The organism is Planococcus versutus (genome assembly GCF_001186155.3).
Lineage (GTDB): Bacteria > Bacillota > Bacilli > Bacillales_A > Planococcaceae > Planococcus > Planococcus versutus.
The window spans coordinates 1485215-1509641 of the sequence record NZ_CP016540.2 but is presented as its reverse complement, the minus strand read 5'-3'; the positions used below and the strand labels follow the sequence as shown (position 1 = coordinate 1509641).

23 protein-coding genes, 1 pseudogene and 1 riboswitch are annotated in these 24427 nt (G+C 37.3%); of the genes and pseudogenes, 7 read left to right on the top strand and 17 right to left on the bottom strand.

The window, feature by feature from the left end; translation table 11 throughout:
- Window positions 1-23: 23 nt before the first annotated feature.
- The 4 genes from I858_RS07675 to I858_RS07660 all read right to left on the bottom strand — a co-directional run bounded on the left by I858_RS07675 (window position 24) and on the right by I858_RS07660 (window position 3454).
- Entirely contained in the window at window positions 24-1046 is a 1023-nt protein-coding gene (locus I858_RS07675) for an extracellular solute-binding protein (RefSeq protein WP_065524091.1), read from the bottom strand.
- A 258-nt stretch (window positions 1047-1304) separates the two neighbouring features.
- Window positions 1305-1670 (bottom strand): DUF5412 domain-containing protein, encoded by a 366-nt coding sequence (locus I858_RS07670; RefSeq protein ID WP_065524092.1) that lies wholly within the window; start codon window positions 1668-1670, stop codon window positions 1305-1307.
- Between the two features lie 140 nt (window positions 1671-1810).
- On the bottom strand, window positions 1811-2134 hold the full coding sequence (locus I858_RS07665) for an IDEAL domain-containing protein (RefSeq protein ID WP_065524093.1): 324 nt from the start codon (window positions 2132-2134) through the stop codon (window positions 1811-1813).
- Window positions 2135-2470: 336 nt separating this feature from the next.
- Window positions 2471-3454: a ketoacyl-ACP synthase III gene (locus I858_RS07660; protein ID WP_065524094.1), complete on the bottom strand. Its 984-nt coding sequence runs from the start codon at window positions 3452-3454 to the stop codon at window positions 2471-2473.
- Window positions 3455-3713: 259 nt separating this feature from the next.
- On the opposite strand from I858_RS07660, the gene I858_RS07655 reads away from it, so the two are divergent.
- Window positions 3714-4448: a Bax inhibitor-1/YccA family protein gene (locus tag I858_RS07655; RefSeq protein WP_065524095.1), complete on the top strand. Its 735-nt coding sequence runs from the start codon at window positions 3714-3716 to the stop codon at window positions 4446-4448.
- Window positions 4449-4512: 64 nt separating this feature from the next.
- Here I858_RS07655 and I858_RS16955 read toward each other — a convergent pair whose 3' ends face one another.
- The 3 genes from I858_RS16955 to I858_RS07645 form a co-directional block, all read right to left on the bottom strand.
- Window positions 4513-4659: a hypothetical protein gene (locus I858_RS16955; protein ID WP_157886489.1), complete on the bottom strand. Its 147-nt coding sequence runs from the start codon at window positions 4657-4659 to the stop codon at window positions 4513-4515.
- Between the two features lie 66 nt (window positions 4660-4725).
- On the bottom strand, window positions 4726-5088 hold the full coding sequence (locus tag I858_RS07650; protein ID WP_065524096.1) for a hypothetical protein: 363 nt from the start codon (window positions 5086-5088) through the stop codon (window positions 4726-4728).
- 33 nt (window positions 5089-5121) lie between these two features.
- Window positions 5122-5523, bottom strand: coding sequence for a DUF1259 domain-containing protein (locus I858_RS07645; RefSeq protein ID WP_065524097.1), 402 nt, complete (start codon window positions 5521-5523; stop codon window positions 5122-5124).
- A 705-nt stretch (window positions 5524-6228) separates the two neighbouring features.
- Between I858_RS07645 and I858_RS07640 the strand changes: the two genes are divergently transcribed.
- On the top strand, window positions 6229-6723 hold the full coding sequence (locus tag I858_RS07640) for a PH domain-containing protein (RefSeq protein WP_065524098.1): 495 nt from the start codon (window positions 6229-6231) through the stop codon (window positions 6721-6723).
- Window positions 6720-8252, top strand: coding sequence for a PH domain-containing protein (locus I858_RS07635; RefSeq protein ID WP_065524099.1), 1533 nt, complete (start codon window positions 6720-6722; stop codon window positions 8250-8252). Before I858_RS07640 ends, I858_RS07635 begins: the two co-directional genes overlap by 4 nt.
- A gap of 49 nt (window positions 8253-8301) precedes the next feature.
- Here I858_RS07635 and I858_RS07630 read toward each other — a convergent pair.
- Window positions 8302-9170: pseudogene (locus I858_RS07630) on the bottom strand (proline iminopeptidase-family hydrolase).
- Window positions 9171-9327: 157 nt separating this feature from the next.
- Between I858_RS07630 and I858_RS07625 the strand changes: the two are divergent.
- Entirely contained in the window at window positions 9328-10020 is a 693-nt protein-coding gene (locus I858_RS07625; RefSeq protein ID WP_065524100.1) for an AIM24 family protein, read from the top strand.
- A 128-nt stretch (window positions 10021-10148) separates the two neighbouring features.
- Here I858_RS07625 and I858_RS07620 read toward each other — a convergent pair whose 3' ends face one another.
- From I858_RS07620 to I858_RS07605, 4 genes are all read right to left on the bottom strand, one after another.
- Window positions 10149-12533, bottom strand: a complete 2385-nt coding sequence (locus tag I858_RS07620; RefSeq protein WP_065524101.1) for a bifunctional diguanylate cyclase/phosphodiesterase — start codon at window positions 12531-12533, stop codon at window positions 10149-10151.
- Between the two features lie 271 nt (window positions 12534-12804).
- Window positions 12805-13455, bottom strand: a complete 651-nt coding sequence (locus tag I858_RS07615) for a vWA domain-containing protein (protein ID WP_065524102.1) — start codon at window positions 13453-13455, stop codon at window positions 12805-12807.
- A gap of 81 nt (window positions 13456-13536) precedes the next feature.
- A complete protein-coding gene (locus I858_RS07610) occupies window positions 13537-14523 on the bottom strand; it encodes a macro domain-containing protein (protein ID WP_065524103.1) in 987 nt (328 codons plus the stop codon).
- A 23-nt stretch (window positions 14524-14546) separates the two neighbouring features.
- Entirely contained in the window at window positions 14547-15308 is a 762-nt protein-coding gene (locus I858_RS07605) for a uracil-DNA glycosylase family protein (RefSeq protein ID WP_065524104.1), read from the bottom strand.
- Between the two features lie 331 nt (window positions 15309-15639).
- On the opposite strand from I858_RS07605, the gene I858_RS07600 reads away from it, so the two are divergent.
- Entirely contained in the window at window positions 15640-16686 is a 1047-nt protein-coding gene (locus I858_RS07600) for a bifunctional glycosyltransferase family 2/GtrA family protein (RefSeq protein WP_065524105.1), read from the top strand.
- A 256-nt stretch (window positions 16687-16942) separates the two neighbouring features.
- Here I858_RS07600 and I858_RS07595 read toward each other — a convergent pair whose 3' ends face one another.
- The gene (locus I858_RS07595) at window positions 16943-18241 is read right to left on the bottom strand and encodes a M48 family metallopeptidase (RefSeq protein ID WP_065524106.1); all 1299 of its coding nucleotides are present in this window, start codon (window positions 18239-18241) and stop codon (window positions 16943-16945) included.
- Between the two features lie 344 nt (window positions 18242-18585).
- Window positions 18586-18685, top strand: a riboswitch (purine riboswitch).
- 84 nt (window positions 18686-18769) lie between these two features.
- Here I858_RS07595 and I858_RS07590 point away from each other — a divergent pair.
- The gene (locus tag I858_RS07590) at window positions 18770-19972 is read left to right on the top strand and encodes an MFS transporter (protein WP_065524107.1); all 1203 of its coding nucleotides are present in this window, start codon (window positions 18770-18772) and stop codon (window positions 19970-19972) included.
- Between the two features lie 77 nt (window positions 19973-20049).
- Here I858_RS07590 and I858_RS07585 read toward each other — a convergent pair whose 3' ends face one another.
- Both I858_RS07585 and I858_RS07580 read right to left on the bottom strand, forming a co-directional pair.
- Window positions 20050-20718 (bottom strand): vWA domain-containing protein, encoded by a 669-nt coding sequence (locus I858_RS07585; RefSeq protein WP_065524108.1) that lies wholly within the window; start codon window positions 20716-20718, stop codon window positions 20050-20052.
- A 79-nt stretch (window positions 20719-20797) separates the two neighbouring features.
- Entirely contained in the window at window positions 20798-21514 is a 717-nt protein-coding gene (locus I858_RS07580; protein WP_065524109.1) for a sulfite exporter TauE/SafE family protein, read from the bottom strand.
- A gap of 281 nt (window positions 21515-21795) precedes the next feature.
- Here I858_RS07580 and I858_RS16795 point away from each other — a divergent pair, with 281 nt between their 5' ends.
- Window positions 21796-22230: a VTC domain-containing protein gene (locus tag I858_RS16795; protein WP_083553681.1), complete on the top strand. Its 435-nt coding sequence runs from the start codon at window positions 21796-21798 to the stop codon at window positions 22228-22230.
- Here I858_RS16795 and I858_RS07570 read toward each other — a convergent pair.
- On the bottom strand, window positions 22158-22550 hold the full coding sequence (locus I858_RS07570; RefSeq protein ID WP_065524110.1) for an MEDS domain-containing protein: 393 nt from the start codon (window positions 22548-22550) through the stop codon (window positions 22158-22160). The genes I858_RS16795 and I858_RS07570 overlap by 73 nt on opposite strands.
- A gap of 1025 nt (window positions 22551-23575) precedes the next feature.
- Window positions 23576-24418, bottom strand: a complete 843-nt coding sequence (locus I858_RS07565) for an STAS domain-containing protein (protein WP_065524111.1) — start codon at window positions 24416-24418, stop codon at window positions 23576-23578.
- Window positions 24419-24427: the final 9 nt, after the last annotated feature.

Here is a 24427-nt window from a genome sequence, read left to right as displayed (position 1 = left end):
CCTCACATCAAAATTCGACTTTTTTATTCTCCAAAAATCTTGCCGAATCTCGCTTTATCATCATTTCTTGTTTCTAAAAGCTCAACAGCTTCAGCATCTAAAATTGTCATTTCATCTAATGTTTTAAGACCTTCTGGTGCTTCTACTCCTTCGCGAATGGGCGTATAGCCTTGCTCAGAAGCCAGTTGTTGTCCTTCTTCTGAAAGAATAAAGTCAACAAATGCTTTTGAAGCTTCTTCATTTTCTGTATTCGCTAATATGCCTACAGGTTCTGTAATCACCGGAACACCTTCTTTAGGGTAGATCAACTCTACAGGAGAACCGTCATTAATTGCGCGCGCTGCTAAAAAGTCAACGATCATGCCGTAGTTTTGTTCACCAGTAGCTACGCTTTCAAGTACTGCTCCATTTCCTTGTGTAATGGTAATGTCATTAGCTTTAAGTGATTCGTAAAATTCCCACCCCAGACTTTCTTGTCGCGTCATGACTCCTAAATTATAAGCCGCAGCACCTGAATACAAAGGACTTGGCATCACTGCTTGTCCTTTTGTCGATGAGTCAGTTAACGCCATCCAGCTGTCTGGCATCTCTGTTACTTTATTGGTATTGACAATCATCCCTGTTGCCATAATCTTTGTACCCGCATAAGTACCATCCGGATCTACAAATGCATCGTCAATCGATTCTGCTTCAGGTGATTCATAGGATAACAAAAGTTCTTCTGCTTTAAAATTTTCAAAAGTAACTGAATCAGCTACTAGTAAAACATCCGCTTGTATATCCCCGCCTTGGTTCTCCGCTTGTATTTTAGAAACGACTTCTTCGGTTCCAGAGCGGAAAATACTAATTTCAACTTCTGGATTTTGTTTTTTAAACGCATCCACTAAACCTTGTGCATCAGCATCTGGCTGAGATGTATAAAAATCAATTGTCCCCGATACGCCTTCTGTTTTTGTCGATGAATTTGTCTCCGCTTCATCGTTGCCACAAGCTGCGAGAAAAGTTGTTAAACACAATGCTGCTGATCCATAAAAAATTTTTTTCATTTTGTTTCCTCCTCTAGTTTAATGCGTAAACGTATAGTTAATATGTATAGTTTCTTTATTAGTATACCGTTCTTTTGTGAAGCGATTGTTAAGCTACTATTAAAAATTATTATGGTAAACCTCGAATATTTTTTTATAAAGCACTTTTATTAAATACCGTATAAAGCAACTATAAATTGACAAGCGAGTGAGGTCAAATATAATTTGAGATACAATTCTGTTTGTATATGGAAATCATCAAATTATAGAAGTCTTGTCTTAATCAGTATTTCTGAAATCATATATTTCACTTGGCATGTTGAGTACATGTCCGTTAATATTCACTGTATCATCATCGATCCAATTTACTGTTGCAGAATCTTCTCTATAATTCCAATAGATATTTTTAGCTTTTTTGTTTTCGTCATTGAAAACTAGTTCACCTCTCACAGAGTAAGCCACTGTTGCTCCACCGTTGGTTATATACGCTCGAACAGTATATGTTCCGTTCGGAGAAATTGACTCTGTCAAAAATTCACCTTCAGGCAAACGCTTCATATCGAAAAACGCCCAATAAATTCCGTAACCCATACAAGCCACTGCCAGTAAAAAAATTATACTGCCTATTTTTAAAGCCGTTTTCATGCAAATCACCTCATTAATAGAACGCAATTCAACTAAAAATGTTCGATTAAACGCATGTGAGATTAACGACTCAAAAAAGCACGTTAATTCTTCCAACAAGAAAGCTTGGCGAATTAACGTACTAAGATTGATCGGTTGTGTTAGTTTATAGCCTGTTTTTTGTCAGTCAACTGAGCAGATAACTCTTGGAACCATTCTTTATCGTCTGTCGCTAGTGCTAAATCGATTAAGAAGCTTAGTTGTGCAACGTCTTTATTAACAGACTCTGGAATAGTTTCTACTTGATGTATAGACATCGGTATAGTCATGCCAATCATTTCTTCGTTGTCACTTTCGACAATTGTTACATTCACAGCTTCTTTAAGGACGTCCATAGAATCGACGAAACCGATAATCAGTTCATCGTGTCGAGATTTCCCTTTTACCCAATCACTTATTTTTAAAATCGTTTTATTCGTACCCATATCTATGCACCTTCTTTACATTATTGATCGTTCACAAAGTAGGGAACACTACTAAACTACCTAGCTCACACATATCATTTCCCTAATCATTCACATACAAACATGTTCTTTCGTAACTCAAACTGATTTTACAAAACCGAAAAGCTATCCCTGTTTTTAGGTAGAGCCTGTCCAAATAGCATTTGTTGCTAACTCTAATTCTACGATTCTCTGCACTTGAACACAATTTTTTTGCCTCAGCTTCGAGATATCTACTTTTTCAACAAAAAATGGAAAAAAGCAATTTCCATTTCTTTTTCGGAAGTTAAGAAATTGCTAAGCTATTTATGTAGTTTATTAAATCGACCAGTGGATTAACATGCCAGCATGTGTTAGTCCACCACCAAATCCATAAAGAAGTAATTTGTCATCAGGTTTGAGTTTACCTTCTCTTAAGCCTTTGTCTAACGATAATGGAATGGAAGCGGCGGACGTATTACCAAGATACTCCAAACTATAAATAGTTTTTTCAAGCGGAAGACCTGTTCTGTTACAAATTGACTCGATGATTCGCAAGTTCGCACTATGCGGCACAAACCAGTCTACATCATTCGTCTCATAATCTGCTTTGTCGAGCAGTGCTGTTACTCCTTTAGGAACTGTGTTAACAGCCCATTTATAAACTTCACGCCCATTTTGATTGACAAAACCATTTACTGCCAATTCATTTCCAAACATTTGATTTGAAAGGTCGGTACAGTAAAGATTATGTGCAAGTTCTCCGTTCGTACCCATATGAGTTTCGATAAAACTCGGATGATCTTCATCATATTCAACTAAAACTGCGCCACCTCCATCACCAAATAAAATACAAGTTGAACGATCACTATAATCTAAAATTTTAGAGAAGGTTTCTGCACCAATGACTAAAATCTTTTTGTTTAATCCAGAAGTGATCAAGCCATTCGCAATGTGCAAGCCGTATGCAAATCCAGAACATGCAGCATTCAAATCAATAGCTCCAGTATTTTTTAAGCCAAGCTTTGCTTGAACTAATGCAGAAACACTTGGTGTTTTAAAGTCAGGAGTCATTGTACACACGATAATCATATCTACATCATCTAAAGATTTGTCAAAGCGTTCCATCAAGTTCTCTACAGCTTTCGTGCTAATATCACTAGTGAATTCAGTAGACAATGCAATGCGACGTTCTTTTATACCAGTCCTTTGGACAATCCATTCATCATTAGTTTCTACTAATTTTTCCAATTCGTGATTTGTCAGCTTCGTTTCAGGTACATATGAGCCGATAGCTGTAATTCTAGCTTTTGATGTGTTCAGTTAAAGCGCCCCCTCTTGGTGTCTTAACACTATTCTACCACCAACTATTAGTATTAGGTACTAATATAAATGTGACATAAACTTATTTTTAGACTTACTTTATTAACGAATTCAGTAAACAGAGATTGATACGTCCCATGTACAAGAAGGACAACTCTAGTTTTCTCCAATTTGGCATAATAGCTTAGCTTCTTCGTGTATTTCTACTACATAAAAGGATATAATAAACTGTGTTAAAATTTGTTTAGGAGTGATTGAGTTGAGAAGTGGGAATCCAAGTTTAAAAACTGAAGCGTTTGAAAATTTCAATAAGGCCGATACAGGTCGCAAAATGACCATACGAGGCACAGTTAATAAAACATTTATTTTGCTCTTGTTAGTGCTGGTGACATTTATTTATTCGTGGAACCAGTTTGTTACCAGTCCAAACAGTGTCTTGCCGTTAATTCTTGTAGGTGCAATTGGTGGCCTCATTGCAGGCTTAATTACAATTTTCGTGCCAAAAATCTCACCTTTTACAGCACCTATTTATGCACTGCTTGAAGGATTATTTCTTGGTGCTATTTCTGCGCAGTATGAAGTTCAGTATGGAGGTATTGTATTCCAAGCAGTACTAATCACAATCGGTGTCTTGTTTAGTTTGTTGCTCGTTTACAAGTCTGGGCTTATCAAAGTCACACAAAACTTCAGACTAGGTGTAGCCGCTGCAACAGGTGCTATTTTCTTAGTTTATGTGATTTCATTTATCGGAGGCTTTTTTGGTTTTGAAATTCCTTTTCTACACGAATCGTCTCCAATAGGCATTGGAATTAGTGTAGTTATTGTTATTATTGCTGCGTTGAACTTAGTATTGGATTTTGACTTTATTGAAAGTGCAGCTCAAAAACAAGTTCCGAAATACTTTGAATGGTATGGTGCTTTTGGCTTGCTTGTGACGTTAGTTTGGTTGTATTTGGAAATTCTTCGTTTACTTTCTAAAATTCGCAGCAAATAAAAAGCGCTTCCCCCATCATAATTATGGGAAGCGCTTTTCTTTATAACCGTTTAGTACTGAATGATTAGGTTTTTTTGGTTTTACTTTTTTCTGTATACGTTAACACTTTACTTTGTTTGTGTTGCTTATAACCATCAATATGATCAGTGTACTTTTTCAAATAAAGCGGAGTCAATTCCACTTCTTTTTCTTCTTTGATTACGGAAGTCATTCTAATCGTCCTCCTAAGTGTGGTTAGTTCTCATTTTCACTAGATAAAAGCATATTTCGCTCAGGTTTATGAAGTGAATTTTTGACAAGAAGATTTTCGGTGATATGGTGTCACATAATACATGTCTTTGGGATTGCTGTTTGCTATTTGAGTTAAACTATCAAACACATCTTTTGAAAGCTCATATCGCCAAACACAATTGGGCATATTTTTTTGTTTTTTAGTAGCCTGATCGTGTCTCAATTCTTCTATTTCAACCCATAAAGTTTGAATTTGCGTCTCTTCTATTCCATCCGTCATAAAAGAAATTTCACGAGATAACCTTGCAAAAAATGTTATAAACGCGCATCCATTTTCAAAGTGCACATCTTTCGATCTCAAGAAAAAATAATTGACTACCGTTTGAAGCATATCTTTTGGCTGCCCCATTTCTACTTCACTCCTTTGAAATCCAGAACTATTTTAGACAAGCAAGTCGAGTGCTGCAGAAAGCCGTTCAGCAAACTCTTCTGGCAACTCTTGAGCAGTTAAACGAACGCAATACATCCCTCGCTTTTTTGATAACTGCTGTGAATAAATGGTCGGAAATGGAATAACATGATCAATCAAAGCTTTCGTAAAGAGCGGCATTTCTTCAGGCATCAAGAAAACTTCAGCCATGTTTACTGCCTTTTCTTTATCACGAAGAGAACTAAAAGAAACATACAAATCTAATGAAAGATTAATATAGCTTGTTGCGTTATGTTGCCATTTAACTGCTCTTTTTTTCTCAAGACGCCAAAAATCTTCATGTCGTTCTAGCTCTCCATTTAAGAAATTGCTTACTTTTTCTGCTGTAGATGTAAATTCGTTCGTTCTAATCACGTTAACTACTCCTTGCTACTTGAAATATACACATTATAAGTTAAAAATATTAAATTATTCAGATTTTTAAATTTGAATAACTGATTCACATTAACAACGATTATTTGTCAAAAAAATATTTTTAAATCATCCTTACTACTAAAATGTTTATTTACTAATACATTAAGACTAGTATTTGTTTTATAATATGTAAAGTGATTTTTAATATTCTTTTTATTCAGAAAATATTTAAATATATTTATATAGTTTTCAGCAAATCGCTACACTACTTTTACGAGTACAATGTCCACCAATGTTTCGATTCTTATAAGCAATATACTTTGTTCTAGTGAAATTTAGTAAATAAGATTTTCTGAAATTTAAAAAAGATGCTTAACTTACTGCTCCTCCTTTAGCAAATAAAGCTATTGTAAGAATAAGAAAAAATTTAACTTTTTAACACACAATGAGTTGAGTCATTATACAACAAAGCTTTAAAAGTAAATTTAGTAAAATAGGCTACGTTGAGTTAGTTAAAACAGTAACTTGTACTTCGAAACAGTAATTAACTCTCTACTACCTGTCATGCAATGCTGCAACATTCGTCAATACAGTATGCTACTTTGCACTTTCTTTCTGCTTTTCTTAACTATTCCATTTTCTTTGAAACTTTCTATCAAGCTTTCCGTATAATAAAGTATCTTATGAAAATGGTGGTGTTACGTAATGAATGATCAATATACTGCTCCGCGGCATTCCTTATCACCGAATGCCGTAAAGTATTGGCGCATGGATGAACTTATTTCTAATCTTATTGCTTTTATCGTAATTGGCGTTTTATTTTACTTAGATTGGCGCTTTAATTGGTACGAATGGATTTTTTGGGTCTTGGTCGCGATCACTGCATTCTTTTTACTAGGAATCATTTGGTCGATTATTAGTCCTCCATTAACCTTTAAAAGTTGGCGTTACGATTTAGATAAAGAGTTTTTATACCTTCAGTTTGGTATTTGGAACCGCACTCAGCAATTGGTGCCAATGACAAAAATCCAAGCAGTTTCACTTACACAAGGACCATTAATGCGTAAATTTGACTTAGCTTCATTATCAGTTGAAACCATGGGTTCAAGTCATTCAATTCCAGCACTGCCAAAAGAAGTAGCAACAGAACTGCGAGAACAAATCGGTCATTTTGCTAAAATTAAGGAAGTGGAACAATGATTGCTAACCGTCGTCATCATCCAGCTTCTTTATTGTTTAAAATTGGTAGCATAATTCGAAATTCACTTTTTATTTTCTTGATCCTATTCGTTTTTCAAGCCGGTAGTAACTCTACTTTAGTGGTTTACGGCCGTTATGCGTTTATCGCCTATATTAGCTGGTCCATTGTGTCTGCTATGTTAAATTGGCTAACAACTACTTATGCGTTAGACGACCAAGGTTTCTATTTACGTCACGGCATTTTCAGTAAAACAGAACAGGCGATTCCTTTTTCTAAAGTTCAAAATATCAATCGACACACTTCTTTTTTTCATCGTATTTTGAGACTGACATCTATAAGTTTTGAAACAGGCATTGCCGGAGATGATGCCTCAGTAAAATTTGACGTAACAACAAAAAAAGAAGCATCACAGTTAGAAGCCATTGTGCAACAACAAAAAGATATTATCAATACAGAAAATCCGACAATTTTAGATGAAACTAAAGATTTTTCAGTTGCTAAACCCACTGTTTTCATTAAAAAAACAACTAATGAACGAATTCTTCATTTCCAACCAACGCGGCGAGATTTGTTAAAAGCATCAATGACATCGTTTAGTTTTTTACTACTTATTCCGTTACTTGGTTCAGTGTTTTATAATATCTCTGAATTTATTAATCTTGACGAACGTTTAGAATATGTTGGAGCTAGTATATTAAGTTCACCGTGGCTTATCGCTATCGCTGTCACAGTTCTTGTCGTCGCTTCTTTCACATTTGGCATCATTCACTCTTTTATTAAATATGGAAAATACGAAATATCTTCAGATAGTCAGCGCATCTATATCAAAAAAGGCATCTTCTCAGAAGCTTCATTTTCCATCGCTAAAGAACGCGTACAAGCCATTGAAATTACACAGACTTTCACGAAACGAATTCTCGGACTAGCAGAAGTAAAACTAATTAGCGCTGGTAGCTTATCATTGGATTCAGAAGAATTGAACATCAATTCACTTTATCCATTTCTTCCGGTAGATCAGGCTTATGCACTCGTATCCGAACTTCTACCAGGCTACCGCATTCAAATGGACATGCAGCGCTTACCACGTCGCTCGCTTTGGATTCGCATTCTCAAACCTAGTTGGATTTGGTTGATCGCCACTGCCATTTTATTTTATTTTAAACCGAAATTTCTCAGTATTGAAGAGACTTGGTGGATCGGCTCAAGTATCCTTCTCATACTGATTGTGCTCTCTCGCGTACTGGATTTTCTGCACACACGGTATTGTTTGAACGAAGAGTTGATTCAGTTAAAAAATGGCGGCTTTACTTCAACTTTATTTGTGACGAAACGCGAAAAAATTGTTGAAGTTGAAATGAGTCAAAATCGAATACAACGTGCATGTGGGCTTTCTTCTCTTCAAACCGTAACGCGTGCCAGACCCATTCATACCTCTTATCTTGAAGATGTGCCAGATCAATTGGTGGTCACTTTTCACCATTGGTACCGTGGGCGCTCTAATGAAGTTCAACTAGAATCGACGAAATAAAAAACGCTTTGCCAAATTGGCAAAGCGTTTTTTATTTTTGATCATTTTTTTAGTCTTGACGATTTAACCATTCACGAACTATTTCTACATAAGCCTCTGGTTCTTCTACACCGGGCATATGAGAGCTGTTTTCAAATACATGGATTTCTGCGTCCAAAACGAGCCCTGCATAATAGCTAGTTGCTTCAGGTGTGGCTTCGTCAAAACGTCCGCATGTGAAAAGAGTAGGAATGTTGATTTCATGTAACTGTCCAGTCGCATCAAAGTTTTTTAATGTGCCGGTTACGGTAAATTCCGAAGCTCCCCACATAAAATTATAAACTTGTTGGTTCATCTCTTCCATGTCTTTTTCCATTTCTTTTGGCCATGGATCAATACGACACATATGACGTTTGTAAAAATCCATCATTGCTTTGTTGTATTCTGCAGAGTCTGTTGTCTCTTCTTGCTCGCTTTGTTCAATCGTATTTTGGACCTCTTGTGGAAGTTGTTTCAAGTAATTCCGCTGATCGCGTTCCCATCTTTGTGCATCTAAAGCGGGTCCAGAGAAAATAATACTACGAACACCTTCTGGTTTTTCAAACAAATAACTAGCGACGAGCATCGTCCCCAAGAATGACCTAGAATATGAACTTCTTTTAGTTTCAAGAAATCAATCACTTGCCCTAACTCTTCTACGTAACGTTCGACTGTCAAAAGTTTTATATCCGTGGGGCGATCTGATTTTCCGCATCCCAACTGATCATAATGAATTACTGGTCGTTCTGTTGCTAATTGACGGAGCGGATCGCTGTCGCTACTTTTCCCGCCAGGTCCTCCGTGCAAAACTAAAAGCGGTGTTCCTGGACCATCACCAGTGATTTGATACCAAACATTTCCTCCGGTAACAGGAATAAATCCTTTTGTAACATGACTCATTTAGATTTCCTCCTTTTATGGGTAAGCTGCCCATGTAACTAATTCTCTTCTAGATAACGAATTCCCTTTTAGCACACGTAAGTTTTACTTTAACGGGACGGAACCATCTCACAAGTCAAACGTATAATCTACTACACACTTAAAGGAGGAATTATGTATGTCAAAATACTCTATCCATCAGTTTGTTCAACAAACAAAGCAAGACGAAAACGCACGTGAATTTTTCGAACTTGAAACCGATCGTCTATTAGAAGTAAATTTAAACGGTTTAGTCTGGGCAAAAGCCGGTTCCATGATTTCTTATGAAGGAAATATTAAATTTGAACGTGAAGGAATGCTTGAGCATGGACTTGGAAAATTTGTCAAAAAGGCATTTAGTGGTGAAGGTGCACAATTGATGAAGGCAAAAGGCAATGGAAAACTTTATGTCGCTGATAATGGCAAGAAAATTACTGTTCTAGATTTAGAAGGTGAAAGTATTTTTATTAATGGCAATGACTTGCTCGCTTTTCAAGATGGTCTTGAGTGGGATATTAAGCTCATGCGCCGTGTCGCGGGTATGATGGCTGGAGGTTTGTTTAATATCCGGTTAGAAGGAAAAGGCCTGGTCGCGTTTACTTCCCATTACGAGCCATTAACTTTACTTGTCACACCAGACAAACCTATTTTTACTGATCCAAACGCAACTGTCGCATGGTCTGGTAGCTTAGAACCTGATTTCGTAACAGATATTCAATTGAAAAGTTTGTTTGGCAGAGGCAGCGGAGAATCGGTACAGATGAAATTTTCAGGTAATGGATTTGTCGTTGTCCAGCCTTTTGAAGAAGTCTATCAAGCTCAACAAAGCTAATTTTGTTGTTACTGAATCATGATCTTTAAACCGTCATGTTAGCGATAAATGTAAAAAAGATGACTTGGGCAAAATCCCTAAGTCATCTTTTTAAATTGTTTCAAACATTATACTGCTGTTTACAGGTATCAAATCTTTAAGTAAAGTTCTTCAATTTGTTCAGGCATCAAAGGTTTATGGAAATAGTACCCTTGTGCTTGATGACAACGTTTGTTTTTCAAAAAAGCTAATTGCTCTACCGTTTCTACCCCTTCTGCAATAACGTTTAATTCTAAATTACGAGCCATTTGAATAATGGTATCTACTAAAGCTGCGTCTTTTGCATCACTATGAATATTACGCGTAAAATGTTGGTCGATCTTTAAAGTATCTATCGGAAAAAGTTTTAAATAACTTAGAGAAGAATAACCTGTACCGAAATCATCAATTGATAAATGGATCCCCATTTTCTTTAGCTCATGCATTTTGGATATAGCAGCTGTTGCTTTTTGAATAATACTTTCCGTCAATTCTAATTCAAGAAATTCAGGTGCTAGGTCAGCATCCTTTAACGCACGAGTAATTACTTCTGCAATATTGCTTTGCGAAAACTGTTTGGCTGACATGTTTACAGCAACGCGGAAAGGCTCAACTCCAGCATCTTGCCAATTTTTGTTTTGCTGGCAAGCAGTACGCAATACAAATTCTCCAATATAAAGAATCATTCCGTTTTCTTCTGCAATTGGAATAAATTCAGCAGGGGAGATCACACCTAACTTTGAATGATTCCACCGAACCAATGCTTCAACTCCAATGATTTTTTCAGTTTCAATATCAATTTGTGGTTGATAATGAACTGAAAATTCCCCAAGTTCTAATCCTTTCCGAATGCTCATAGCAATTTTTGACTTACGGGAAATCAATTCGTTCATCTCAAAAGTAAAAAACTGTAAACTGTTCTTTCCTTCTTCTTTGACACGATACATAGCAATATCTGCGTTTTTCATAAGTTGTTCAGACTCTGTACCATCTGCTGGAAACAAACTGGCTCCAATAGAAGGTGTAATAAAAATAGTCTCATCATTTAAAAAGAACTCTTGATTCAACTCTTTTAAAATGTGTTCCCCAATAATTTTAGCCGCTGCGTATTCTGTATTCGGTAGGAGGAGTACGAATTCATCTCCACCAAGTCTTGCTAATGTATCAGTTTTGCCAATACATGTTTTAATACGCGTTGCCACGTCAATCAGCAATTGATCACCGATTTGATGACCAAACGTGTCATTCACTAATTTAAACTGATCTAAATCCAAGTAAAAAACAGTTAACACTGACTGATTTTCTTTTGACTGCTCTATTGCTGTTTCAAGTCTGTCATTAAACAATCGTCTGTTAGGAAGTCCCGTCAGAGAATCCAAGTAAACAAGATCCCTTATTTTCTTTTCACTTTTACGACGTTCAGTAATATCTCGGATAATTAAACTATAATAATTCCCATGCGGTGTTTCCCATGAGCCTGAAGACAATTCTACCGGAAATTGGTTTCCATCTTTTTTTCGACCTACCATTTCAATCGTTTTTTCTGATGCAATAACAGTTTTTTTTAGATGGAAATTTGGATATGCTTCTGGAAAAATCAATTGAACATCCTTGTGTTCCACTTCATCTTTGGTGTAGCCAAAAAGAGATTGTGCTCCTTGATTCCACTGTAAAATACCTCTATTTGCATCAGTAACGACAATTCCATCAGTAGCCGATTCAATGACCGAATGAAATTGAAGATTGTATTCGTCCAATATGGACTTTACTTTGTTATCACTTCGCAGACTCAATACAGCAATTAACAAAATTAATACCATGCCAAGTCCAACATTATAAGCGATGTACACACTACTTATCGAATTAGAAGAAACCAAAACATGATGATTACTTGCTGTAAAGCGTGCGGCTGCCATGCCAACATAATGCATGCCTGAAACACCCATGGTGATAAAAATAGCACTCGTCATTTTAAGCCAAAAATATCCTTGGCGATTTCTAGAGTAAACCAACAGTACCATCGCTAACAACGATGCAACTAGAGCGATCACAACTGACAATACCCATAAAAAAAGATCATATTCAATGGTTGCTTGCATTTTCATTGCCGCCATACCTATGTAATGCATAGCTATAATACCAGATGAAATTAATACTGATCCTGTTATAATTTCATGTTTCCGAACCTGTGGTCTGCTGATGATTGCAAATGCAAGTCCGCTCGCAAACAAAGCGGGAAGAATCGAAACAATAACAAGTGGTGTACTATATGTAATCGTGACTGAAAGATGAGAAGCCAACATACCGATAAAATGCATTGACCAAATCCCAAGCCCCATAACAAACGCACCAAAAACGATCCACTTTAATCTGGCTTTTCCCACGGTTTTATATAAAGTGCCACTAATAGTCAAAGCTATAAATGAAGAAATTAAAACCACAGCGATAGAAAAAAAGATTAATGTAAGATCATATGACAATGGTAATACTTTCAAACAACACACACATCCTTTAATGATAAAAATGATTTGTTCGATTTATGTTTTAAAATGAGTACTAGTAAATTCTTATGTTATAGATAAATAGTGGTTATAACAAGAAATTTTTATTATTAATTTCATAATTTTTCCTATAATCATTTATTTAAGCACAATCGTTCATGTAGTTGAATTTTTTCTTTCGAACTCATAGAGAAACTGCTAACAATTACTCTCGCTGAACGAAAAAACTCGTTGGCAATAAGCCAGCGAGCTCTTGTTTTTCGTATTATTTTTTCAAACGAGTGATAAAATCTTTCTCGATGTCTTTTTTCCAGCTACGATCAATTTTTTTACCAGTTCTAAAAGAAGTAATGGCTTCACTCAATACGTCATAGTTCAACTGAGTTCCCATTGCATCCGCATGGTAGTTAACTGCAAAATCTTCTCCTACTCCGAATTGTTTTGCAGTCGCGACTGCGTCAATATTCGCACCAAGAAAGATAAATTCCCAGTGAGCTTGTTTTTTCTGCATCGCAATCAGTTCATGGATTTTTTTATACGTATATTCACAACTGGCATTTTCTAAGCCATCTGTCGTAATCACAATCATCACTTTATCTGCTCGATGTTCTTGCATCGTGCTTTTTTGCACATTGCTCGTTTTCTGTATTGTCGAACCGATTGCATCCAATAGCGCCGTCATTCCTCCTACTTGGTAGTCTTTTTCAGCTAGTGGAGAAACACTTTTTAGCGAAATTCTGTCATGCAAGAGTTCGTAGCCTTGATTGAACAATACAGTTGTGACACGGACGTCGCCCGAAAGCTTCCGCTGCTTTTCGATCAATGCGTTAAAGCCACCAATGGTATCCTGCTCTAGTCCAGCCATTGAACCACTTTTATCGAGAATAAACACCAATTCTGTCGTTTTTTTTTTCATTATCTATTCCTCCTCAAGTTTTCTTTACAACTTAAGGATATGATTTTCAACAATCGAATGGGTCGCTTTTAAAGCGACATTTCACGCACCTAGAAGCATTTGATCAAACGCGAACAACGCTTCGTTGATTTCATGAATGTTATAATTTTTCTGTTTAATAAAATACAAAATGATTAAATCAAATTTATGGCTACGCGATAATCGATACCCTGCTGTTTCAAGCAAATCCTCTGTTTCAGCTAGATCCAGTTCAAGAGCTATCGCAAAAGCGATAATGGTCTTTTTTAAAGGGGTGTAGTCTGTATTGTTCCGAATCTTGGAAAACAGCTTGCGATCAATATTCGCTTTTTTATAGGTTTCGGTATCTGTCATTTCTTTTTCGTCAATAAATCGGAGTAGTCGTTGTGAAAAAGATTCATTCATATCTTTAAAAATATCCTTTAAATTGGATTCAATTTTCACTTCTTCTTCTACACTAGACAACGCAGTTTCTGAACTAGTTTTCTTGCGATAGCGAGCATCCTTCTTCTCCAGTGCACTTACTTCATTATCATCCATAAAAGCCGCAATTGATTGATAAAGTTTTTTACTAATTCCGAAAGATTGGTTGTCGAACACCACAACAGACACATGCATTTCATGCGTCTTTAAAAATTTATCAATTGCAGAAACAGCAATCTGCAAAGCCAGTTCTTTTGGATAGCCAAATATTCCAGTGGAAATGAGCGGAAAAGAAATCGACTCACAGCCAAGCTCGTGAGCAAGTTCAAGTGAACTTGTATAACAATCTCGAAGCAATACTTCTTCGTTGTGGCTACCCCCTTGCCAAACAGGTCCAACCGTATGGATAATGTATTTGGCATCCAGTGCAAAAGCATTTGTATGCACCGCTCTTCCCACAGCGCAATAACCAATCTGGTCGCATGCCTTTTGTAACGCCTGAGCTCCTGCCGCATTAAATACAGCACCACACACACCGCCACCCCTTTTTAAATGGGTGTTGGCGGCATTGACAACAGCATCCGTCGTCATCTTCGTAATATCATTTCGTACGATTTCTAGTGGCATGCGGACATCTCCTTTTCGTTAAATTAGTTGATGAATTTCACTTTCGCAAAATGATCTTTCAGTTTATTTTTCATCGCGTCTTTATTGTCTGCAAATTGCTTATGGCGGTGTCCGTTACCTCCTGAAGGGTGTGGAAAACCTACAAGAATTTGCGCGCTTGAAATCACTCGTTGCTCTACTAAATAATTCAAGGCATTCGAAACGTTTACACCTAAAGGAATAATCAAAGATTCACTTAAATCCTTTAATTCTTCTGCAAAATTCTCTGTCATGTATTTTTTCAACAGCTTGTTTTTCACTAAATTCGGAGTTGAGCCGCTGTAATTTTTGCCATTATAGAATACCGGATAAGCAATTACGGATGTTGTATGTACCAAGTGGCTAGCTTCCTCGAATAACTCTAAACTAGAACACAACCCCAAATACTCATTCAACTCCAACTCATCTAACATCTTTACTAAATTTTTTCGCATAGGTCCTTCAAAACTAGAGTTGTTTTTCACTTGCCGAAGAATTTCTTCATCATCGTGTTCTGTCTCGACTGCACCTATTACCGTTGAAAACGATTTTTTCATTTGATGAAATCCAGGTGTGATGCCCACAATCACAATTTTCGCATCTTTATTCACATACTCAAAAGGCGCATAATAAATCTCTAACTTTTTCTTGTCGTCTCTTGCTAGTAGAAATTCTTCGTTAATTAGTTCTTCTTTTGTATATGATGGTGGAATCGATTGAATCCTTTTTTTGTATTGCTGGAACTTAGCATAGTTGGCGATTGACATGGATATTGCTCTCCTTTTTACTGAACATACTTGTAACTTACCGCTATTTGGAAAACTGTAGTTTGATGACTTAATTTTTTAAAAGTCATTCAACACTCTTATTGATTTTACCTTTAAAAATAAGGCTCTACTTCTTAGATATTATTAAAGTTCCTCTTTTTTTACTAATCACTTTTTAACATTCAGATAAAATTTTTACTAACTTTTTAAATACTGTGTGAAGTCAATGACACGAGGGTATTCTTATAATGAAGACTCTACTGTCAAAGCATTTAGTTAATCGCTTGATGACAAACTTCACGAGCTAGCAAAAACAGAAAGGAGGCCCTATGTGGAACAATTCGCTATTATTATTCCAGCATATAAACCAGATCAAAAATGCTTGAATGTAGTCCAACAAATAATCGAAGCTGGTTTCCAAAACATTATCGTTGTTGATGATGGTAGCGGCAAAGAATATTCGACTATATTTAAGTCACTGGAATTACATAAAGAAATAACGGTAGTGAGCCATGCCGTTAACCAAGGAAAAGGGCGCGCTTTAAAAACCGCGTTTCACTACATACTCACAAACAAACTTCCATTTAAAGCCGTCATCACAGCGGATGCAGATGGTCAGCATTCAGCTAATGACATGGTGAAATTAGCGCAACATTTACTCAAGACACCTGATCAAGTTGTGCTTGGTGTTCGAGACTTCACTGGAAAAAACATTCCACTTAGAAGTCGATTTGGCAATCGCTTTACGCGGTTGCTGTTTAGACTTTCAACCGGCGTTGTCCTCTCTGACACGCAGACCGGATTAAGAGGCATTCCGGTTAAGTATCTCCCCCAAATGCTTACGGTAATCGGTGAGCGATTTGAATATGAAATGAATGTGTTGGCGTATTTAGGAAAAAATAAGATGGGTGTAGGAGAAGTGACAATTGACACCATCTATTTGGATGACAACCAAACCTCCCATTTCCACCCGTTGAGAGATTCCTACCATATTTATAAAGTATTTATCTTTTATGGGTTGTCGGGAGGAGCATCTTTTGCACTGGACATCGGACTTTATTGGGTATTTATCCAACTGCTTAAAGATCCAGCTCCAGAGCTGTTCATTATTTTAGCAACCATTGCGGCACGCATTTTGTCTTCATTGTTTAATTATTACGTCAACCGCAATAAAGTCTTTAAACAAGGATCCAGCAAGTCGCTTGTTCGTTATTATATACTGGCTGCGTTTATCATGCTAACTTCTGCCGGTTCAGTTCATTTGCTTTATGCCGAGTGGCTCGGACGTGGAGAAATGATTTTGAAAGTCGGTGTGGATGCCATTCTCTTTATCGTTGGCTTTGTGGCTCAGCGTGCTTGGGTATTTCGTAAAGAATAATTGATCTAAAAGCACCGAATCATTTTTGAGGAACAATTATTGCATACTTAAAAAACCGATCGTATTACTGGTGCTTTGCAGTTTTCTCTATAGGCATGATGATCAAAACTTTCTCCCCTTCTAATAACGTTTACGTGTATCACAAGTTCATTCTACATAAAAAAATAAAGAAACCAAGAGATTTTCCACTCTTTTGGTTTCTTTATTAATTGGGATGTAGGTTAAGAAACGACACTATTCAAGTAATCATTGAAGATCAAGTAAGATCAATTTCCTTCTTCCAACATCTCCAAAAACTCTGCTCTACTCTCAGCCCCGAATGATCGATTGCATTCAAGCCGTCCGGTCCAGGCAATGCAGGATCTGCTCCGTTTTCCATTAACAGCAATGCGCTTTCATTTTCACCATAGATCACAGCTGTTCCAAGTGCTGTTGAGTAGTCATCGGCCGTATTGGCATCTGCTCCGGCATCTAATAAATACGCCATCATCGCCAAATCTCCAGAATAAGTGGCGTACATCAAGGCATCTGCTCCTTCAGAATCCTTTGCATTCAACTCTTCACCGTTTGCAATTGCTTCTTCAACTGCTGGAAGGTCACCCATCGAAACAGCAGACATTAAAGCGGTTTGGCCTTCTACTGCGTAATCCTCTTCATAAAGAGCATCCTCAAAATCCGGTAAGAACTGTGAAAATGCAAATGCGCTTCCTGCAAAAAGAGCAACCGTCAGCAAGTAAGCAGCACCGAGCACACCTAGTATTGCTATGGCACCCACAACGATTTTGCCGTGAGCAGGCTCGTAAAACTTGGCATCCTTATTATCAAATTGGCTGATAGCCTGAATACGTTTTGGTAAGCGAGGATGCGTCGATAACACTTCACTTAACCACACAACAGCGTTTGATTCTGTAGCGATTTGTTCACAATAAGCGTCTTCGTTTACTTCTACATATGTCTTTTTGCCAATTCCAAGAAGCGTTAATGCACGTTTTGCAGCTGACGCGTTTTGAATTGTAAACGCAGCGTGGCGATCACACGTGTATTCACAAGACCGGCTGTACGCTTCGCCTAAAAACGGAATAAATCCAGCTGGTAAAATCAATAAGTTTTTCCAAACATGGCGGCGTTTAATATGAGCCAGTTCGTGAGCAATGATAAAGTCTAGCTCTTCTTGCCCCTGCTCACGTGCCAGTTCAAACACTTCAGAATACAAAACGACCATGTCGCGACCGAAGAAACGAGTTGCGAAAGCATTAAGTGCTCCTTCCGATTGAATGACAAAAACATCCGGCACTTTTTTCAGTTCCATTTGTTTCGCTAAAACTTGGACACGCTCGTAAACGTCTGGAAACTGCCGCTCATGAATCCGGACACCATTACCGCGAATCGAACCAAGCATAATTGCGTTTGTGAAAAGTAAAATGATAAAAATGGTTAAGGCAATGGCAATACCGATAATCGATACAGCTGCTAGTGCGTAAATAACAATGCTAAAAACTAAACTAATAATAAAATACGCGGTTTCTCTGTTTGACTGAATACTTGTCTGATTCATCGTATACTTCCTTTCAAATTGGAATATCTTACATATAATAGCACATAGTGCCCATTTGGAGAATGTAATTATAAATTATATTTGTTGAATTAAAGAATCCAATAAATATGCCGCTTCGACGCTAGGGACAAGCCTTTGCTGGGAAGTGTCTCTGAAGAGATGGAGCAAATAGCGAAGACGCCTTGGATTTCAGCGCGAGTCCCCGGCAAGCGAGCTGTTTTGCGGAATATCGACTCCTATAGGTTTATTAGTTCAACATATATAGTTGAACAATTATTTTCATTATAGATTTTGAGCTTTTGATTAGCATACTTGCAGAAACTTCTAAACTGTAGTAATATTTTAACGTACTTATTATATGCATCTGTATAACCTTAAGGGTATGGCTTAGGGGTCTCTACCAGGAGCCGAAAAATCCTGATTACAGAAAACGACTTGTTCGTTTTTTGTAATTAGGATTTTTTTATGTTTTCTTATAAAAATCTTTGGAAGTTTGATTAATGTACTCAAGAAAGGAAGCGTACGAAAATGAATTTAAAAGTGTATATTTTAGCCTTGTCCACCGTTGCTGTTGGACTTGTCGAACTAATTGTTGGGGGGATTTTGCCAACAATTGCTGAAGAATTTGACGTATCTTTGGCAACTGCTGGACAGCTAATCACGGTATTCGCCATGATTATTGCTATTGCTGGTCCTGTCTTACTTGTTGCTACTAGCAAGTTTGAACGGAAAAAAGTTTACTTGATTTCCATGTTTGTCTTTTTTCTCGGCAACCTTATGACTTATTTTAGTCCCGACTTTACGTGGATGATGATTGCACGTGTGATTACTGCAGCGAGTACAGCACTTATTGTGGTCTTGTCTCTTACCATCGTTGCAAAACTTGTAGAGCCACCTTACCGCGCGAAAGCAATCGGCTTTATTTTCATGGGAATCAGTTCTTCACTGGTCCTTGGTGTGCCGCTTGGGATTCTCATTTCAGACGCTTTTGGATGGCGTTTTATTTTCCTCGGTATCGCTTTGTTGTCGATCGGTTCAATGGTGCTAATTGCACTTTACATCCAGCCAATTCCTGGTGGCACTGCGGTTCCAATTAAACAGCAGTTAAAAGCAGTCGCTAGTGCAAAAATTGGCACTGCCCACCTTGCAACCTTATTTATGCTAGCGGGACATTATACCGTTTATGCTTATTTCACGCCGTATCTCGAAACGAATTTACAGCTAAGCTCGACATGGGTTAGTATTTGTTATTTGCTGTTTGGTATTGCAGCAGTTAGCGGTGGTGCAATTGGCGGCGCATTATCTGATTCGATTGGTTCGAAAAAGAGCATTATTCTGGTAATCTCTGCGTTTGCAGTCGTATTATTTATCCTGCCGTTTACCACATTTTCATTGATTGTCTTCTTGCCAGTGATGATCATTTGGGCAGCGCTCAGCTGGACTCTTGCACCTGCTCAACAAAGCTATTTAATTGAAACCGATCCTGCAACCTCTGACGTTCAGCAAAGTTTTAATAACTCTGCCCTTCAAGTGGGCATTGCACTTGGTTCAGCAATCGGCGGAATCGCTTTGACTCAAACCGGCTCAGTCTCAAGTATGCCGTGGGTCGGCGCTGTTATTGTTGTTATCGCTCTTGGCTGTGCCGTATTTTCACTAACACGTCCTGCTATCAAACGCCATATTGAACCCACTGTTAAGCAAAATTTTAAAGCAAATTTCGAGCAAAAATAAACAATGCTTATTCAAGTAAAAGAAAGCTCCTTAGGAAATCAGTCGATTTCCTAAGGAGCTTTTCGTTTTTATTTTGATTAACGTAAAATCTTCTTTTCTTTTGCTTCTTTTAACCACATCGGAAATTCATCTAGCAATTGGTTGTATAATTCTTCATCTGTTACTTGATCGATATCCGGAACATGAAAAAAATTTGCATTGTCTACAAAACGACCTTCCATCGTATCCAGCTTTCTCAAAACATCAAAGTTCGAGTTACCGATTCCGACAAATTGCCAAAAAATTGGCTGGACAGAAGATTCCACAATGAATTTTTTGATTCCTGGCTTACATCCACCATCGTTAATAAAGACTAAGAAAATGGGTTCTTCACTCGGTTCTTCTTTTGTATATTTCCGTATAACGTCTTCCATCACTTGCGGTTCATCATTCCGACCAAATTTATGAATTTTGTCATTAGACAAAATATTCTTCTCTACATAGCCCATGAAAATTTCTTCCGTAGCTGCTGGCAACCGCGAAAATTCATTGTCATATACCCATACGTCTAAAGCTCCATCATCATCAAATTGGCTTGCTACAGCAAGTACTCGTTCCACCACTTCCTGCACAACGCCTTCACGATATAGTTTTCGCATTGAGCCTGAAATGTCGAGCACAATACCAACTTTCGCTACGACACCTGTTAATTTTTTCTTTTCTAAGACAATACTGGCTGTTTTCTTTTTAAGAGAAATGGTACTCATTAAATGGCCTCCTTTTGTCATACTATTTCCAGTATAACGAAGGTGACGCACTAAAAAAACTAATGACACTATTTATCTGTTATTTTAAATTATCAAACAGCAAAAACAATCCTGTAAACAGTAAAATTCCATAAGTTACAAAACGAAATGTACGTTGATCAATCCGCTTGAACAAAAGCTGCCCCCAATACAACCCAGCGAACACAAATGGTATGGCCAAGCCACTTGAAATCCAAACCGTTTTGTTTGTACCAGAAAAATAAAGTTGCAGTAAGAGACTAATCGAATAGATAAACAGATAAAAAGCGAGCGTTGTTCCCCGCAATTTCTCTTTTTGTATGTTCGTTCCCGAAAAATACAGCAAAAGGGGTGGTCCTGGCATACCAATGCTTGTCGTCAAACTTCCAGATAATCCACCAAAAAATGTGTCTTTTCTATTTGTTTGGTTCATCCGGAAAGATAAAATCAACAGCACCGTCAGCAATAAAATAATGAGACTGATGACGAACTTTAATTTCACCAAATCAATCACCATAAAAATAACAATTCCGACTGGCATACCAAAGACGCTCCCTATAATCAGCCTTTTTAAGAGGTCCATATCAATGTCAGAGTGAATGTTCCAAATTAACACGCCTGAAATAACGAGCGAAAGAATTAAATTGATTTGAATGGCATCAGTAACATTAAATAGCAGCAAAAGAAAAGGCGTCGCTATTATCGAGAATCCAAATCCCGTGCTCGTCTGCAATGTCGAAGCCCCTACAATAATAACAATAAACAAAATAATTTCCACAATAGCACCTGCTTTTTAAAGTTCTCGTTCAACGGGTTCCATAGTGCGAGCCTTGCTCAAAAGTGAAACAGCAACTCTCATTAGTACTTTTTTGGAAGATCACTTTCTAATTGATTTTTCCTGTAAAAAAACCCAACTAATTTTCATCAATGATGTAGCTTTGTTCTTCTCTCAGTAAATCTTAATGATTGTCTCACAGCATTCTCAGAAATAGCAATTACACTGAAAGGCAATAGCAATTATCAAAGTAAAAAAGGAGATGGAAGACAGATTTAGATGGAATTGCATTTTTTGAAGTAAAACAAAAACATCAAAACGTTATCAACAAACGCCGCCTAACGATACCTCTTACTGAAGCGTACCGTTATTTAAGAAAAGGTAAACAAAGTGACTTAAGCCAATTTCATGTATCGAACCAACAAGTACTAAAAGAAATCGACTACTTTATCAACAATTATCAGCTATTTCCTAAAATGATTGTCAGCTACGATCGTCATGCAATGCACGGAACAGAGGATGAAAACCTCCATATTACGTTTGATTTTAATTTAAGGTGCCGTAAAGAAGATTTGCAACTAGAGCATGGTACCTACGGCAAGCATTTTATCGATCCAAATTTAGTCATTGTCGAAGTAAAAGTGGATCATACACCCAGTTTTTCTTGCAAGTGCTGTTCCACTCTAAAGGCGTCATATGCGCATACGGCAATTAAGTGATGTTTCGATACTAGTTGTTTTATTTTCTTTTCGTACGACAGAAGTTCTTTTTCCAGTCCTTGCTGAGTCCCCCATTCAATATGACCCCATGTCCGGTAGCATTGACCTCCCGAAGGCAAGTGGTCAACTGTTTCCTGAAAATAGTCAATAATGGTACTTGGTAAAAAATCTCCTTTTTGCCAATAGAGATGAAAATTATCAAAAAAGTGAACCGTAAGTGCATTGTTAATATAAGCAGCTGTTTGTTCTGTCAGATAGAAGACATGAGCTCCTTGTGTTGTTTGTATTTTCGATATAACTTCTGGTATTTTATTTTCCATTTTCAACTTCTTTCTTTGTCGAAATTTACTTAAATGCATGGCGTATGTCGAAAGAAAATATGACATCCACTGACAACATGATGAACTCTCTCCACTCATTTGGCTTTTTACTCAGTTTTTTTACAATAGCCTATATTGATATCGACTAAAAAAGTCAATGGCTTTAAAGGACACACAGCCTATTTGAAATACATAAGATTAGGGGTTTTGGATGTCACTTGCTTAGTAAACGATGGCAAACTCAAAGAAGCTTCATCTGCCAATTTCCAGTAGTAATAAAACCATTCTACAACTACTTGTAGTTTTTGTTAAACGCATGTTTCTTTATTTTGCTCATAAAAGTAAAAAAACTCCTCTAGCTAATGATTGTCTAACTGATGATGTGTTATGTTTTGTAGGACTTCTTCCTCTTCATCAAAATCATTGTTAGGGATAGTTCAAAACTGGTAGTTTCTATAAACTCGAAAAGCTTGAAATCGTTAGCTGGAGTTCTACAATAAGAATGAAATAAGTAATAAACTGCAAGACGGTTAAGTACTTAACTCTTCAACTTACATAGCTTTTTACTCTTTCCCTAAACTTTTAGTACTGCCATTACTTTTAAAATCGATTTATCAAATTTAACATCATTTGTAAAGGTTATATCTTTGGAGTGAACATTCTTAAAAGCACACTTACACGGACAAAAAGAAAAGACTTCCTATCAAGTCTCTTTCCTGCCGATAATCCCTCATTTGTTAAATGGTTTTTCTTTATTAAAACTAAAAAAACACCCTGCTACTAACAGGATGTCCAATATCTTTTTCACTTTGATCCTTCATATACTTCAGAACCTGAAAATCTAGCTTTCCGATCCAATTGATAGCTGGCAAATGCCAATGTGGAGGCAATCAGTGCGGAAAATGCACCGACCAATGAAAGCTAAACGAGGCTGCCATTTGCTACGACATATCCACCAAGTGTAGGATCCCAGTGCTATACCGACGTTAACCGCTACATATTAAAGATGAAGCGAAACATCTTTCTTAGGAAAGACTAAGAGTTTCCGTCTGCATAGCCTGTTTCAGTGTACTGTATACCTTGATGTCTGAGAAGTTTAAGCCTAATTGAATTGCTGTCTGAGCAATTTGTGGACTGATTCCGGACAAGGCCGTTTCAACCCCAATGATCTTCAATCCGCTGATAACCTGAAAGATTTGATGAGCCACCATGGTATCGATGATTGGAACTCCTGACAAATCAATAAATAGCTTTTTCAATTGCTTCTCAATACTCTGCGCCAACGCTTTTTCAAAAATAGTTTGTGCTCGGTACGTACTAATTTCCCCTACCAAAGGCAAAAATCCGATGTTGTGGGTCAAGGAAATAACAGGTGCACTCATTTCTACAATCATTTCCTGTTGAGCATATAACCGTCTGGTAGCTGCTTCGGAATACTGTTTCGTGAACTCTAAAATAATAGAATGGATGGAATCCACGACTCCCTGATTCCAGGCATTCAGTTGTTGCATCGTGACATCTTCTACACATTCAAAAACATATTCCTCAATCAATCCCGCATACTGCTTTTGCGTTCTGAAGAATTCTTCAATGATTTCTTCGATTGGTGTTTGTTGATGGCCTTCATCGACCGCAAGACTTTGGATGAATTGTTGAAACTCCTCCGACACATCCTCTTTTCCTGGTTCAAAGATGACGCAAAACTGTTTATGGAACGCTAAGTTTTGACTTTTAAATCGTTGAATAACAGCTGGGTCGGTAGAAGAATACATCCCTTTTCGAGTTTTATTTACTGACTCATACCACTCTTCAGTTAATCGTTCGGCATTATTGCATAAATAAGTGTGCAGACCTTGATCTTTTAGCATGCTATTTAT

Coding starts and splice junctions, on each gene's coding strand:
- I858_RS07640 (WP_065524098.1), top strand. CDS start 6,229: ATGAATGATCAATATACTGCTCCGCGGCATTCCTTATCACCGAATGCC.
- I858_RS16955 (WP_157886489.1), bottom strand. CDS start 4,659: ATGACTTCCGTAATCAAAGAAGAAAAAGAAGTGGAATTGACTCCGCTT.
- I858_RS07570 (WP_065524110.1), bottom strand. CDS start 22,550: ATGGAAAATAAAATACCAGAAGTTATATCGAAAATACAAACAACACAA.
- I858_RS07650 (WP_065524096.1), bottom strand. CDS start 5,088: ATGGGGCAGCCAAAAGATATGCTTCAAACGGTAGTCAATTATTTTTTC.
- I858_RS07565 (WP_065524111.1), bottom strand. CDS start 24,418: ATGCTAAAAGATCAAGGTCTGCACACTTATTTATGCAATAATGCCGAA.
- I858_RS07590 (WP_065524107.1), top strand. CDS start 18,770: ATGAATTTAAAAGTGTATATTTTAGCCTTGTCCACCGTTGCTGTTGGA.
- I858_RS07625 (WP_065524100.1), top strand. CDS start 9,328: ATGTCAAAATACTCTATCCATCAGTTTGTTCAACAAACAAAGCAAGAC.
- I858_RS07605 (WP_065524104.1), bottom strand. CDS start 15,308: ATGTCAATCGCCAACTATGCTAAGTTCCAGCAATACAAAAAAAGGATT.
- I858_RS07675 (WP_065524091.1), bottom strand. CDS start 1,046: ATGAAAAAAATTTTTTATGGATCAGCAGCATTGTGTTTAACAACTTTT.
- I858_RS07595 (WP_065524106.1), bottom strand. CDS start 18,241: ATGAATCAGACAAGTATTCAGTCAAACAGAGAAACCGCGTATTTTATT.
- I858_RS07670 (WP_065524092.1), bottom strand. CDS start 1,670: ATGAAAACGGCTTTAAAAATAGGCAGTATAATTTTTTTACTGGCAGTG.
- I858_RS07615 (WP_065524102.1), bottom strand. CDS start 13,455: ATGAAAAAAAAAACGACAGAATTGGTGTTTATTCTCGATAAAAGTGGT.
- I858_RS07610 (WP_065524103.1), bottom strand. CDS start 14,523: ATGCCACTAGAAATCGTACGAAATGATATTACGAAGATGACGACGGAT.
- I858_RS07585 (WP_065524108.1), bottom strand. CDS start 20,718: ATGAGTACCATTTCTCTTAAAAAGAAAACAGCCAGTATTGTCTTAGAA.
- I858_RS07665 (WP_065524093.1), bottom strand. CDS start 2,134: ATGGGTACGAATAAAACGATTTTAAAAATAAGTGATTGGGTAAAAGGG.
- I858_RS07635 (WP_065524099.1), top strand. CDS start 6,720: ATGATTGCTAACCGTCGTCATCATCCAGCTTCTTTATTGTTTAAAATT.